Below are 13,610 nucleotides of genomic sequence, written 5' to 3' on the forward strand. Positions count from 1 at the left end.
CGGGCAGTTCGACCTCCCCTCAACTCAACAAACGCCCCAGGGTGACGCGAGTCTCTTGCACTTGAGCCATAAACCCACTGACCACATTACAAAAGTGTTCTTCATCAAGCCCCGTCAGTTCGCGTTGGGTGCACAGACGCACATCTCCCTGGTCCAGGGCGAACCAGCAACCGCGCAAGGTCGACACATCGAAATTCATCTCCAACAGGTGCTGCAGGTTGCCTGCGTCCTTTTGCATCCCACCCAGCCGGCAGTGAAACACCACACTGTCACTGTGCTCGGGTAACTCGATCACTGCTACCTGACGCTGCTCATGATCGTAGAGCGCACACACCCCGTTCTGCAGCGTCAGAGGAGTGCCCAGTTTTTCGCTCAAACGGGCGATGAAACGCTGGATATCAGGTTTGGTATTCGCCATCGTCATTTCCTCGGATTGATTACGCTAGGGAATGGCGCGTTCTGAGTGGACGAATAACGGCGAAGGGTTCCACTAAAGATGAAGTGGAGGATAAATGCGTCAAACCCACCAACTCCAGCAAGCCGTTTATCAGGCCTTGCATAAGTGCCACACTGAGGCACTCATTGGACACCGCGTGCCAGACCACAAAGGTTTGCTGGCTGTCCAGACACAGATAATAGCCATCATAAGACTCGACATCCTCGAAGCGGCGTTTGAGGGTGTCGGAAAACAGGTGGGGGCGCTGGGCTTTGCGTTGAATATTCAATGCCACCCCCCAGCCGATACTTTCCTTGCGGTAAACAAACTCGATACCCGGCGCCCATCGCCAGATGCTTGCTCGCTCCTTGCCAACACAGGCCAGAAAATCCTGCTGATCAGCGCTATGCGTAATCATCTCACTCATGAACAGGTACCAGGCTGTATTCATCAACGCTGTTACGTAAAGCCGGTGACCACCAGACTTTCAGCTCAGTGTTCTGGGCCTCAAATTGCTGACACTCAACTGAAGAGCAGGTGTTATCTGTCATTGCAGAACAGGCGTTCAAAAATAAAACGCTTATTATCAGAAAAAATCTGAAATACCTGAATTTCATGTTTCAGTCTCCTGTCGCTGGAGTCTACTGACGGCCTTATTCCGTAGGCGCGCCACTCTATAGAAACAACTTGGTTGGGGGCTAAGTAATGACTTAATGGGTGCCAGCGTTCAAAGAGGCAACATCGATACCCTGGATGTTCGCCCTGGCACTGTCGGTGTAACGGCTGGTCGCAACGCAATGAAAACCTCAACCGATTCACCGGGTTGCAAGCGCGCTCTCGGAGAAACAGTTACTGCTAGTGTCTGCGAACCCGCGCAAAAAGCTTCATCGAGCAGTTCGGGGTGATCGCTGGCATTTCGCACCACGCCTACGGCAATATCGAAATCAGCACCACTAAACCACTGGCCACGCTTTGGATCCATTACCAAGCCTGGCCCCACTCTACACACGTTATGCACCATCGCTCCAGATACTGCCTCTTTGGCATTACCGGGAACCCGCCCTTTTGCCAGGTCGGCAAACGCCACGGAAATTGCTTCACGCAGCAACGTGGTTTTATCCGGTTGCCTGGCGCGTGCCAACGCTGTATCCAGTTGCGGCTTGTTCTCGGCAGCAACATAGCGGGCAGGATCGACCTGATCGCCAATCAATTTGGGGGTCAGAATAAACATTCGTTCTCGCTTTGAAACGTTCTGACGTTTGGAGGAAAAAAACGACCCGATCAGTGGAAGACTGCCCAGTATGGGGACCCGATCATTATGGTCAGCACTTTCGTCGACATGAAATCCGCCGATCACCAAAGAGCGGTTCTCACTGATCACAGCCTGGGTGCTGACGGTGCCTTTTTTTACGCCAGGGATCGCGTCATCCTGACTTTGCTCGAGCTGACCGTCTTCGATGTCGACGATCAACTGAAAGCGGTTCTGCTCCCCCCCCGGGATGCTCCGGGGGATCACTTGCAGGCTGGTGCCGGCGGTGACGGGCTGGACATTGGCGACCCGCTCCCCGGTGGTCTGGATATAGGCTGTGCGACTGAAATCGATGACAGCGGGTTGATTCTCCAGGGTCAGCACCGAGGGCTGGGCGACGACCGAGGCCACGCCCTGCCCTTCGAGGGCCTGAATATCGGCAAAAAAGCGGTTGAAGTCAGAAATGGACAATGTAGAAGCTCCACCCGTCAGCAAGTTACTGCCAAACTGCACAGAGCCGGCCCGGCCTCCCCAGCGCGACTCCAGACGCCACAGTTGCGTACGATCGATATCCAGAATGATTGCATCGATTTCCACCAGGTTACGCGGGACATCAAGCTGGGCGATCAACTGCTCATAAATCGGGCGTTTCTCCGGGTTATCGAAAATCAACACCGCGTTGTTACGTACATCCGCAGCCACGCGGCGGTTGCTCGATGTCTTGCTCGAAGTCTTGCTGCCATTGGTTTCGGCTTGCCCGGAAGTGCGCTCGTTAGCCGAACTCATGATTTTGTTGCGACTGAAATCGCTCATGTTCTTCAAGGCCTGGATATTAGCCTGGGGATCCTGGGTCACGGATCGTGAGCTCCGACTGCTGAGCAGGTCATCGAGAATATTGGCGACTCCCGGAATCGTTATGCTCTGGTCCCGATAATTGACCTTTCGGTCCGCGACCGTCGCATAACGCAACGGAAACATCATGATCTGCTGCTTGTCTTCTGCCTTGACTTTCTCTTTGCTGAAATTACGGACCAACTCCACATAGCGCGCCGGTCCACTCACCAGCACCATCCCTTCATCGGGTAACTCTCCCCAACCAAAGCGCTTGTCCAGCAGACCAATGTCGGTCAGGGCCTGTTTCAGATCGGGCACAGCGTCGGCAGACACTTCAAGGCGCCGTGCCGATTGCGTGTTCTGCGGGCTGATATACAACTTGCCGTTGTAAAGAAACCATTGGAACTGATGCTCCAGGGCCAGCCGATCGAGAAACTCCTGGGCATTGGCCGAACGGATTTTGGCGTCCACCACACCTGACACCCCCCCCACGTCCAGACTCACGCCAAATGAATTGGCAAAATCAGCGAGCACTGTTGCCAAGGGTGTTTGCGTCGCCTCATAGGCATAAGGCGACTGCCGCCATTGCTCGGGAACGGCGGCAGTGGCAGGGCTCGGCCAAGCCAAAGCACTGAGCAACGACCACCCGCAGAGACGCCTAAACATACAGCCTTCCTGTTGAACCGGATTGGTTCAAACGCCTGGGCAACGGCGTGGCCGTGTTATCGAGCATCGACTCCCAGACATCCCGCTGATTAGCCAGGGACTCGAGTGCATGAATGATCGTGGCGGTGCAATCAAACTCCAGTTGCAGCAGCAGGCAGAGGCGGCGCTCGGTCGGGTCGAGCGCCAAGGCACCGCTGAAGCGCTCGAGGCTTGGACCGCAAAGGCTCAGGGCCGCTTCAAGGCTTGCGTCATCCCCGCACCAGCTAACGCTGAGCATCGCGATACACAACAAACCGTTATGACGCCGCTGAATCTTGATCGGTGCGTGATCAATACTCAGTTTCAGCTCAACATCGCCACTATCGAGCCAACCTTCGACAGTGGCGATGAGCTCAGCGGATTTCATTGAGGATCGCCTTGGCCAGGTTGTGTTTGACTAGGACTTCCTGGTTGGCCGCCCAACTGGCAGTGGCGGATTGACGCATGGCCGAGTTGAAAGCATGCCAGTCATCCTGGGAGAAGGCATCCATATTCATGGCTGCCGAATCCAGACCTTTCTGCGCATGATCAAAGTTGTTGTCGAGGCGGCGTCGAAGTGCGTCTGAAGAAAGCATTTTGATACTCCAGGTTTGTTTGCTGCTCCCTGAGTGGCCACCGGCCGAACTTGGTTCCCCGGCATGGAGAAATAGTGCGCGGCGGTCGCAGGGTTCTATCCCGCGACATACATTCCCGGCAGCCCCCTGAACTCAAGCGGCAACGGCTGCTAGGGGTAACCGTCCGGCCAACTCATCTACCCAGCCCCGCAAGGCCAGGACATGGTGTGCACTTAAATTTAAGTGCACACCAGTTCCAGCCTTTTAAGCGGGTATTTCATGCAGCCACAACGCCGTTCCTACTCCAAGTCCTTCAAGGCCCAAGTCATTCAAGAGTGTGCCCAGCCCGGCGCTTCGATTGCCTGCATCGCGCTCAGCCATGGTCTCAACGCAAACCTCGTACACAAATGGATTCGGGTGCAAGCGCAGAAAAGCACGGCGCTGCAATCTGCATTCATTCCGTTACCCATGCAGCTGGCCGTAGCAAATTCGCACGCAGCATCATCAAATATCTGCGTTGAAATCCAGCACCCGCGCGGTACCGTCAAAGTGAACTGGCCAACCGAAAGTGCATGATTTCGCTCCCCAATCTCGATCACCTTACCCCTGAACAACTGCGCGCTTTGGCGGCGCAGTTGATACAGCGTGTCGAGACGCTCGACCAGCAAGTCGAGGCGATGGGTAAGACGGTCGAGACCATGGGCAAGAAGATCAACCGCGACCAAACGGTGATCGAGAAACTGACCCATGAGATCGCACAACTCAAGCGCTTGAAGTTTCCCAAGCGCAGCGAGCAGTTGAATCCGCAGCAGGCCAACTTGCTCGATGACTTGATCGATACCGATATCGCGGCGATTGAAGCTGAGCTTCAAGCCTTGCAAACCGCGTCAGCGGCGACCGAGAAAAAGCAAAAGCCCAAGCGCACCGCGTTGCCGGCAGAATTTCCACGCACGTTGATCCATCACGAACCGGACAACACCCACTGCCCATGCGGCTGTGCACTCAAGCGCCCGGTGAGGACGTCAGCGAGAAGCTGGACTACACGCCCGGCGTATTTACCGTCGAGCGCCATGTCCGTGGCAAGTGGGTCTGCGATGACTGCGAAACGCTGATCCAGGCACCCGTTCCGGCGCAGGTCATCGACAAGGGCATCCCGACTGCCGGGCTGCTGGCCCACGTCATGATCGCCAAGTTTGCCGACCATCTTCCGCTTTACCGCCAGGAGTCGATTTTCGGTCGAGCTGGCTTGGCGATTCCGCGCTCAACGTTGGCTCAATGGGTTGGCGTAGCTGGCGTGCAGTTGCAGCCTCTGGTCGACGCGCTGCGCGACGTGGTGCTTGGGCAGCAAGTCATCCATGCTGATGAAACACCGGCGCAGATGCTCGCTCCGGGCTCGAAGAAAACTCACCGCTCTTATGTGTGGGCCTACGCCACCAGCCAGTTCTGCGAAACAGCGGCTGTCGTCTATGACTTCAGTCCCAGCCGCGCTGGTGAGCATGCTCGCAACTTCCTGCAAGGCTGGAAGGGCAAGCTGGTCTGTGATGATTTTGGCGGTTACAAGGCCAGCTTCGAACTCGGCGTGACGGAGATCGGTTGCATGGCCCATGCGCGGCGTAAGTTCTTCGAATTGCATGCCACCAACAAGAGCATGCTCGCCGAGCAAGCCCTGCGCTATATCCAGTTGCTGTACGAAATCGAAAGTGAAGTCCGCGACCTGGATCCGGATTTACGGCGCCGAATACGGCAAGAAAAAGCCGTACCGGTGATGGATAGGCTGCATGCCTGGATGATCGCGCAGCGTGATCTTGTACCCGAAGGATCGGCTATCAGCAGAGCGTTGGATTACAGTCTGCAACGCTGGGCAGCGCTGTCGCGCTACCTCGATGACGGAACTGTTCCCATTGATAATAATTGGGCAGAGAACCAGATCCGGCCTTGGGCTCTTGGACGCAAGAACTGGCTCTTCGCAGGGTCGCTACGCAGCGGAAAACGGGCGGCGGCGATCATGAGTTTGATCCAATCTGCGCGACTCAACGGGCATGATCCGTATGCTTATTTGAAGGACGTTCTCACGCGTCTGCCGACGCAGCGGGCGAGTGAAATTGATCAGTTGCTGCCGCATAGGTGGACGTCGGGCTTACCCAGAACGCTCAAGAATGACGGATAAGGATCTTAAACTTCAAATAACCGACGCACCTGCACGGAATCGGCGCTTCCGCTTTGTTCAAGAGGAAGGAAGTATCGTAGTTGCCATTGTTGTGTCCTAACGGCCTCTTTGGCGACTGGTTTGACCCAAGGTGGATAAACGCGGATAGCGCGCTTACCGCCTTTACCGTTAATCGCCATGATGCCCTTTGATGCCAGTATTTTCTGGTCGAAAACAAACTGTCCGCGATGAGTTGCATCGAACACACTCACCACAACAAAGGCTACGCCATCATCGACATCGAGAGGTGCAATGATGCCGCCTGACGTCGGGCGCTTCCATATTGTGACGAACTGTCCAATCTTCGTCGGCGTTGTTTTAGCCACACGGAAGACAATGGTGTGTCCGTCGAGGCCAAAGCGGGAGGCACCATACTCGACACTCTCAGCCTCGCGTAGAGCCAGATCCGTCAATTGCATTCCCGCCGGCTTGTACACATCCTGGATAGCAGCTATCAGATCGTTCGGAATATGGCCGAGGGCCGGGTCTGCCGCGCCTGCATATTTTGTGTCTAGTTCAGTTAAATCGAATTTCAACGGGAACAACTCCTAAACGACTCATTGACCATACGACCCATTCCAGAACATATGCACGCCCTTCGACATGCCGAAGCGGGCTGCGTGCGGTTACGTCGTGTAATTGCGCAAGGTGGGATAGCCAGCCGCTTACTACTAGGGTGCTGAAGGCAAGGCCCACCTCTGCAAAACACTCCAGCTCAATTTGAAATCCCCCTGCTCACCTTGCAGGCACAACGCGTCGTGCCCCAGGAGCGGGTCGGCGCGCAGGGTCCAAGGTCGGCTGCCGTCGACCTTCATGCGCTCGGCGACGACTTCCAGCAAGTCCGGATGGCAATGCAAGATCCCCGCTTCATCAGCCGGTTGTGCTGACTTCAAGTGCAGGAACAACGCATCCACGCGGGCAGCCAAGGGCTGTTCCCCAAGAACGATTTGCAGCCCTTGGAGCAGTAACTCCCGAGCGCTTTGCTCGATGTGCAACCACATGTGCTCTCGCTGCGCCTGCCAGTCCTCGAAGAGGGTTTTCGCCTCTTGCCAGACTTCAGCGCGCGCCCTGTCACCGGCTTCCTCGCGCAATTGTCGGGCATCCTCGCGGGCCGTTTCGATCAGCGCGTCGGCCTGGGCCTGTACCGCTTCGAGCAACTGTTCGGCCAACAGGCAACGCTCGATGACCTCTCGACGCAACAGCGGTTCACTGATGCGTTGCTGATGGCTGACGAGTGTCAGGCTCCGACGGGTCAACATGAGGGGGTCCTTGCTGGGTGAAGTTCAGGACATACCAGGCTACGGCTTGCCACAAAGCGGTCAATTTGACGTGGGGAATGGTGTCGCAGGTCATGCGCTCGGCCTCTTCGACGTCAAAGCGCAGAAATCTCAGCCGCAGTTTCCCCCAGACCCTTTCCCCGACCCAGGCTCGCAATAAAGCCAGCCCCACCGCCTCGGCCCGGCATTCTCGCCAGGTTGCAGGTAACCACTGCCCGGGTTGCAACGCTTTGCCCAGGCGCCGACACCAGATATGGTCTGGCTCTGCGACCAGGTTCGGTGATCGCACCACACTGCCACCGCACACCGTGACAACCAGATTAAACACGTATTGCCATTGCTCGGGTGCCAAGGGCAACAAGGGCAACAGCGCGATAGGCGGCGGGGGCGGTATACTCGTCATGAAGCCCAATCGGCGATCCAGCCAGGCACCGCGGGTTTTGCGCAGAAGCTCCAGCATCGGCAGAGGCAGTTGCGGTTCGGCAGGTAATTGCCAACCGGCATGGGTATCGCACCAACCCTGAGCCCACCAGCGAACCCAATAGAGCGATTGACTCGGGTTAGCCAGTCTCACTGAGGATCAGATGCCGGGCTTGCGCCAGATTTGACTCGGCCTGCCAGACGTTGTCGCCATGCGGGATTAAGAGCCAACAACCCGGCGAACAAGAGCAACACACCGATTGCACAAATGGCCGCTATCCATTGCCAGAACTCTAGGCGTTCGCGAGTCATGGTGAAGGGCCCCAGGGCCACGTTATCTTCGAGTTCCTTAAAGTTCTGGGCAGGTACGAAGACCACCGCGAGTTTTTGCTGATTGGCATTGGCCATGCCCGGAATACTACTGGCGACCATGCGCTGGATCCGTGGCCGCACGCTGTCGGGATCGAAATCAGCACTGTGTTTGATAAACACCGCCGCCGAAGCCGGCTGTACCGGCTCGCCTGGCGCTATCCGCTCAGGCAGGACCACATGCACTCTTGCCACGATCACCCCATCGATTTGCGACAGGGTCTGCTCCAGTTCCTGGGACAGGGCGTAGATGTAGCGGGCGCGCTCCTCCAAGGGCGAGGAAATCACCCCTTCCTTGCGAAACACATCACCCAGGCTTGAACGGGATTGACGAGGTAGACCGACAGCCTCCAGCGCCCTGACCGCCCGCGAAATATCCTGGGTCGGGACCAATACTGAAACACCGGTTTTATCCAGGCGTTTCTGCGCATCGATGTGCTTGCTCGCGAGTTCGGCCAGTACCTCGTTGGCATCTTGCTCGGACAGTGCTCGATGTAACTCCATCCGATCGCCACAGGCGGCCAGCAACACGACCAATAACGGGATCACCAGCCACCCCAAAGCCTTGCAATACATGTTCACGCCTTATTGCAGACTGGTGAGTTTTTCCACACTCTGTGTCGCCTTGCTGACCAGTTTGGTGCTCAGCATGCTCTCTAGATAAAACGAGGACAGCGAGCGGTTGGCCTGCAATACCTGTTGCGGATCAACAGACTTCGCGGCTTTTTGCAACGCCCGGGAAGCCTTTTCGGAAGAGTGCTGGCTGGACATCGAAGCGATGGTCAGCGGTTGGCTTGCTGAATCGGCACTGACCGTGGTCGGCTGGTCGGCGCCTTTGTGCATCGCCGCCTTGAACCAGGCAACATCCGCCTGGGCAGGAGCCTCACTTGATGCGACTTCGAAACCGGACAGCCCCAAGTTGCTACCTGTCACACGTGCAATCGACATCATTTTTCTCCTGCCAAGACGAAGGTTTTCACTCAGCTGTATTAGCGGGTTGTGTTCTGCTGAGTCAGCACCGACAGCAAATTACCAGCCGCAACACTGGCATCGGTTTTCAGCGTGTTGCCAGCACCACCATTCTGAAAGTTCTGTTCGGCGTCGGGGAATAATCCACTCATCGAATTACCGTGGGCGCTGTCTTTGACTTCTGACTTCATCATGTCGATCGCCTTCTGGAACTGCTCGCCTTCGGGCTTGGACATAAAGTTGTCGCCTTCCGACAGTTCACCCATCCAGTCCTTGGAATCACCATCGGGTTTGCCGAACTCTTCCGGGTGCATATCCATAAAGCGCGACACTTCTTTGAGCTGATCTTTATCGTCAGGGTTAAACTCCTTTTCCCCGCGCATTTGACGACTCGGGTCACTTGGCGTCTTGAGCATGTTGTCGAGCTTGTCTTCACCCAGGCTGCCCAGCAACGAAGACAGCATATCCTTGAGCTCCCCGGGCGAATCGGAGTTAGTGGCGCCGGATGATTGTCCCCCGAAGGAGTTGTTGCCCAAGCCCTGTTTCGAGTCGGCGCCACCACCCAACATATCGCTGATAAACCCTTCCAGACCTTTGGTGAAAGACTCCGTCTCGTGATTGTTGAGGTAGCCATCCTCCTTCACTTCATCCTTCCAGCCCCCGACGTTGCCAGTGGCATCGTGAGGCTTGCCGAACGTGTCCGGCTTCTTGTCCATATAATCGGCGACCATGCCCAGCAATGGGCTATCTTGATTGCGAATATTGGCGCCGTCACCGTTCTTTTCGAACAAGGTGTCTTGGAGCAACGATGCGATCTTCCCTGCTGCAGGGTTACTCGTTTCACTCTTGAAGACAGGACCTGTAGAAAGACTGAAGTTGCTCTGGGATAACCCGGCCTGAGAGGCGCCAATTGAAGAAGGCTGCATAGTTCTACTCCTTGAAACTGCGTAAGTCATGGCTCCCCCGACACCCGTCGAGAGAGCACACAACAACTTAGTAGGTGATAGCCTTTGCGGTTTGCACGGCAGCGTTCTGCGCTTTAACTGCAGAATCCTGTTGGCCCGTTGAAATTGCACTATCGGTATCAGCCGTCATTTTGGCCGCCGATGCTGCAGCCTGCTTCGTTGTGTTTGCTGCTGAAGCTGCGTCCATGACGCCCGAAGCTGCGGTCGATGCTGCAAGACTCGCCATTTTTATTACTCCTGATAGTCGAAGGGGGGTTCGAACACCTTGGATCAATGATGTTCGATCAATGAGTGGCCCCTTCGACAAACCAGTTCCAACGTCATTTGAAAGATACGAAAGTTAAATACGTTCACAGCCACTCGCAGGCGATTGAGTAGCGACCTAAGCCCCAGCAGAATTGATGTTCAGGCTTTTCATTCGGTGATAGAGGGTGCGTCGGGGTATGCCCAGCTCACGGATCACCGCGTCGATGCATTTCGGATGTCGGGAAAGGGAGTCCTGAATCAATGCTTTTTCGAACAGTTGCAGATAGATCTTGAGCGGCGCCATCGGTTTCATTGCACAGCAGCCTTCCCCCTGCAAAGGTGGCATGCCCAGAACGAAACGCTCGGCCGCGCATTTGAGTTCCCGAATATTTCCCGGCCAGCGATGACTAAGTAGCAGCTTGAGCAGATCCGGTCCCTTCAGCGGGGTCGGCTGGCTATGTTTGCAGGTGGCTTCATGAACGAAGCGCTCGAACAATATCGGTATATGGTCCAGACACGAACGCAGGGTCGGCATCTGAATCTTGATGACATTGAGACGAAAGAACAAATCCCGACGGAATCGCCCTTCTTCGACCAGCTTTTCCAATGGGGTTTGCGTGGCCACGATCACCCGCAGATCCAGGGATACGAAGCGGGTCGAGCCCAGACGTTCGATCCCGCGCATTTCAAGGACCCTGAGCAGCTTGGCCTGCAACAACAACGGCATACTGTCGACTTCGTCCAGATACAGCGTGCCCTGATCCGATGCCTCGATATAACCCGCTCTGGACTTTGATGCGCCGGTGTAGGCCCCCGCCATGACACCGAACAATTCACTTTCTGCCAACTGCTCCGGCACTGCTGCGCAGTTCAGCGCAATCAGGGGGCCTTCACGACGAGACAACTGATGAATGCGTCGCGCCAGCGTATCCTTGCCCGTCCCGGTTTCGCCCTCCAGAACCATATCGACCTTGAGCGGGGCGGCCTTTCTTATGAAGGACTGCAGCGTGCCAAAGATATCGAGAATCTCATGATCCATCTGTAAACATTCAATATTCATAGAGTCCCCAACCCAATAATCTCTTCAATTGAAGCTTGGGAATACCTGAAACTGTTCCACTCTTGGTTCCCGTACCGTACCAAGCAAAACGGCATCCTCCAATGGTTAACTCATACACTCCGACTCCTTATTCGCCCGCTATCAACGTATTACTCCGGGAAGGGAAGTCAGCCGCAAAATGAATTAGATTCATCTTGAATACCATGAATGATGGGTATGTGCCACATCGGCTTTCGATTCAGCCCCCTCTGTTGCCAAAATACTACTGTCTTTAGTGGCCACATTCGGTTTACCGAACACTATTCCAGTAAGCTATAGCTATCACTCAAGGCAACTTGGTTTTATGAAAGGGATAATCAATAATGTCATGATTTGCATTGTCATTGTTTTGTCACCGCCCCACATTAAAATTACCTGACTGAGCATTGTTAGTGGGCAATGTAAAAGAAATCAATCTCACTTTCGATGCCTACTCTCTGAATCAAGAACACTGACAGATCAATTAGCTGGGCAATACGCCATCATCGAACAGGTGACGCATTCAGTATAAGCCGCGCAACTACGTCGACTGTCTTTATAGACCTCCAACATGTCTGGCAGGCCAGCAATCCTTGCCAAACGCAAGGCCAGGCATAGCAACCTAGGTCGCCGCGAGCATGAGTTGCTTTCATTTTGGCCAGAAACACCTCAGTTCTGATAGAGGACACTGGCTCAACAGACTTGATGCTCATGAAAAGCGCTCACACTGATACTCGGCTGGGCTCGTCAGTTGCACGAAGACTCCTAGCCATGCCTTGCGCACGGAAATTCGCGATGGCGAATACCTCTTGCAAGTGCTCCGACAAAGAACTGATTGAGATGCCAGAAGCGCCTGAGCAGCTTTCCTCCATGGTTCGCCGGGAACCGAGCCGTGCAACCGTGCCACTCAGAGAAAAGGCATCAGACCTGACCGTCTTGGGTAGACGTCACAATGTTGCCATGTCATTTCTCGTGACAAGGAAAAGCGCCGTGCCTTATAGAACGATCATCCCGACACTCGCTGCCAGCACCTCGAATGTACAACTGTCGACGGTCGTTCGACCGAGCCTGGAGCAACGGTCCCAACGGCCGACCCAACACGCCTCGATCGGCCTCACCAATTTAGGCATGCGTCAGCACCAGAGTATCGGCCAACAGCGCCAGGATACCCGGGCGCCCCCCCAGCAAAGAGCAATTCACCCATCCTCCACCCGCCACACGGCCCGCACTTTCAGCGACCAGAATGCCAAAGGTCCAACAAGCGCCAGCACCAGGGATTCGTCCACCTTCGAGCTCCACGGTAACAACGCACAGATCACCACAGGAGTCCTCAACAGCCCCCCCTGAAAATCCCCGGCAAAGCGCAGCTCGCGCAACTGACCGGCATCCATGCAGAAAAGAATGGCAGGAGCCGAATCTCTGATGAGTTTGTGTGGTCCGGGCATATGGGGGCACTTGAAGAAGCTTCTAGAAAAGGTAATTTTGCCGTCAGCTTCAGGTCAGCAGGAAAAGCGACACTGGATGCTTTAGCGAGAGGCGCCGCGGCTAAAGGGCATGACATCCTCGAAAAAACCATCAAGAAGAGTTCTATCGAAAACGCCTACGGCGCTGAAAAAGCACCCAGTGTGCTAGCGGCAGTAAAGTCGGCCGGAATTGAAGGGTATGTCGGTCACTGGAACAGTACGGGGTTGGTCGGTATTTATCTAAGCGGCAAAAATGAACATGACAAGCCCATCTACCCGATTGATATCAAGGATCTTGAAAGCAGTCTGGCTTCCTTGAAGAGCAAGGTGAACTGGCCAACTATTCCCTTTACCGGGGATTATGACATGCACGACCTTATTACATTTCGTGGCGCGGGGCCGCCACGCACCGTATTGGCGGACTCAAAAGAGGAGAAAGACATCATTGACCTGATGAACAGGCAGGTCGCTGAAGTTGACCCGAACAGACCCTTTGAAGTTAAACAGCGAAATACGATCAGGCATGGCCCTCAAGTCAACTTCTTTTCCCATATGGTGGCTTCTGAATCTGAAGTGGTGGCTAAATCCGGTGGTGTTCTGGGGGCTGTCGCACGGCCGGGGGAGTTTCCAGTGGCGATGCTCGATAGGGGGCAGTGGACGGTTCTCGAAAATATCAAACAGTTGGATTCATACTATTCAAATGTCGGGGCACGAATTAAGGAAAGCTGGAAGCCCGGAGGTGTTCGACACTTTAAGGACGAGAAGATCGTCAACCTGGAGCGGATGCCTTATTGCAGCCGATGATTCTGCCGGGCTGGTCACCTTGAAGTCTCACATCC

At 55.2% G+C, this 13,610-nt stretch carries 16 protein-coding genes and 1 pseudogene; 3 read left to right on the plus strand and 14 right to left on the minus strand.

Features of this window, described 5'->3' with window-relative positions:
* Positions 1 to 19: 19 nt before the first annotated feature.
* From KVG95_RS16555 to KVG95_RS16575, 5 genes are all read right to left on the minus strand, one after another.
* Positions 20 to 418, minus strand: coding sequence for a type III secretion system chaperone (locus tag KVG95_RS16555; RefSeq protein ID WP_217857180.1), 399 nt, complete (start codon positions 416 to 418; stop codon positions 20 to 22).
* A 19-nt stretch (positions 419 to 437) separates the two neighbouring features.
* Complete coding sequence (locus KVG95_RS16560) at positions 438 to 863, minus strand: negative regulator of hrp expression HrpV (RefSeq protein WP_225923184.1); 426 nt, start codon at positions 861 to 863, stop codon at positions 438 to 440.
* A 300-nt stretch (positions 864 to 1,163) separates the two neighbouring features.
* Positions 1,164 to 3,185 (minus strand): type III secretion system outer membrane ring subunit SctC, encoded by a 2,022-nt coding sequence (gene sctC, locus KVG95_RS16565; protein ID WP_217857181.1) that lies wholly within the window; start codon positions 3,183 to 3,185, stop codon positions 1,164 to 1,166.
* Entirely contained in the window at positions 3,178 to 3,591 is a 414-nt protein-coding gene (locus KVG95_RS16570) for a type III secretion system chaperone (protein ID WP_217857182.1), read from the minus strand. The genes sctC and KVG95_RS16570 overlap by 8 nt, the downstream gene beginning before the upstream one ends.
* Positions 3,578 to 3,799 (minus strand): type III secretion protein HrpF, encoded by a 222-nt coding sequence (locus KVG95_RS16575; protein ID WP_217857183.1) that lies wholly within the window; start codon positions 3,797 to 3,799, stop codon positions 3,578 to 3,580. Before KVG95_RS16575 ends, KVG95_RS16570 begins: the two co-directional genes overlap by 14 nt.
* Positions 3,800 to 4,057: 258 nt before the next feature.
* Between KVG95_RS16575 and tnpA the strand changes: the two genes are divergently transcribed.
* Both tnpA and tnpC read left to right on the plus strand, forming a co-directional pair.
* Positions 4,058 to 4,354, plus strand: a complete 297-nt coding sequence (gene tnpA / locus KVG95_RS16580; RefSeq protein WP_225923186.1) for an IS66-like element accessory protein TnpA — start codon at positions 4,058 to 4,060, stop codon at positions 4,352 to 4,354.
* A pseudogene (gene tnpC / locus KVG95_RS16585) lies at positions 4,351 to 5,945 on the plus strand (IS66 family transposase). Before tnpA ends, tnpC begins: the two are co-directional and overlap by 4 nt.
* Positions 5,946 to 5,950: 5 nt before the next feature.
* Here the strand turns inward: tnpC and KVG95_RS16590 are convergent.
* From KVG95_RS16590 to KVG95_RS16630, 9 genes are all read right to left on the minus strand, one after another.
* Positions 5,951 to 6,520, minus strand: a complete 570-nt coding sequence (locus tag KVG95_RS16590; protein WP_217857185.1) for a MepB family protein — start codon at positions 6,518 to 6,520, stop codon at positions 5,951 to 5,953.
* Positions 6,521 to 6,655: 135 nt separating this feature from the next.
* Positions 6,656 to 7,243 carry an HrpE/YscL family type III secretion apparatus protein gene (locus KVG95_RS16595; protein ID WP_217857186.1) on the minus strand — a complete coding sequence of 196 codons (588 nt, stop codon included), beginning with the start codon at positions 7,241 to 7,243 and terminating at the stop codon, positions 6,656 to 6,658.
* On the minus strand, positions 7,191 to 7,835 hold the full coding sequence (locus KVG95_RS16600) for a hypothetical protein (protein WP_217857187.1): 645 nt from the start codon (positions 7,833 to 7,835) through the stop codon (positions 7,191 to 7,193). The genes KVG95_RS16595 and KVG95_RS16600 overlap by 53 nt, the downstream gene beginning before the upstream one ends.
* On the minus strand, positions 7,832 to 8,626 hold the full coding sequence (gene sctJ, locus KVG95_RS16605) for a type III secretion system inner membrane ring lipoprotein SctJ (RefSeq protein ID WP_217857188.1): 795 nt from the start codon (positions 8,624 to 8,626) through the stop codon (positions 7,832 to 7,834). Before sctJ ends, KVG95_RS16600 begins: the two co-directional genes overlap by 4 nt.
* A 9-nt stretch (positions 8,627 to 8,635) precedes the next feature.
* Positions 8,636 to 8,998: a type III secretion system inner rod subunit SctI gene (gene sctI, locus KVG95_RS16610; RefSeq protein ID WP_217857189.1), complete on the minus strand. Its 363-nt coding sequence runs from the start codon at positions 8,996 to 8,998 to the stop codon at positions 8,636 to 8,638.
* A gap of 41 nt (positions 8,999 to 9,039) precedes the next feature.
* Positions 9,040 to 9,945 carry a harpin HrpZ family protein gene (locus KVG95_RS16615; protein WP_217857190.1) on the minus strand — a complete coding sequence of 302 codons (906 nt, stop codon included), beginning with the start codon at positions 9,943 to 9,945 and terminating at the stop codon, positions 9,040 to 9,042.
* 67 nt (positions 9,946 to 10,012) lie between these two features.
* A complete protein-coding gene (locus KVG95_RS16620) occupies positions 10,013 to 10,210 on the minus strand; it encodes a type III secretion system major pilin HrpA (protein WP_217857191.1) in 198 nt (65 codons plus the stop codon).
* A 156-nt stretch (positions 10,211 to 10,366) separates the two neighbouring features.
* A complete protein-coding gene (locus KVG95_RS16625; RefSeq protein ID WP_225923187.1) occupies positions 10,367 to 11,269 on the minus strand; it encodes a sigma 54-interacting transcriptional regulator in 903 nt (300 codons plus the stop codon).
* 1,235 nt (positions 11,270 to 12,504) lie between these two features.
* Positions 12,505 to 12,753, minus strand: a complete 249-nt coding sequence (locus KVG95_RS16630; RefSeq protein WP_217857193.1) for a hypothetical protein — start codon at positions 12,751 to 12,753, stop codon at positions 12,505 to 12,507.
* Here KVG95_RS16630 and KVG95_RS16635 point away from each other — a divergent pair, their 5' ends adjacent.
* On the plus strand, positions 12,754 to 13,575 hold the full coding sequence (locus tag KVG95_RS16635) for a hypothetical protein (RefSeq protein WP_217857194.1): 822 nt from the start codon (positions 12,754 to 12,756) through the stop codon (positions 13,573 to 13,575).
* Positions 13,576 to 13,610: the final 35 nt, after the last annotated feature.

The organism is Pseudomonas farris, assembly GCF_019145235.1.
GTDB lineage: Bacteria > Pseudomonadota > Gammaproteobacteria > Pseudomonadales > Pseudomonadaceae > Aquipseudomonas > Aquipseudomonas farris.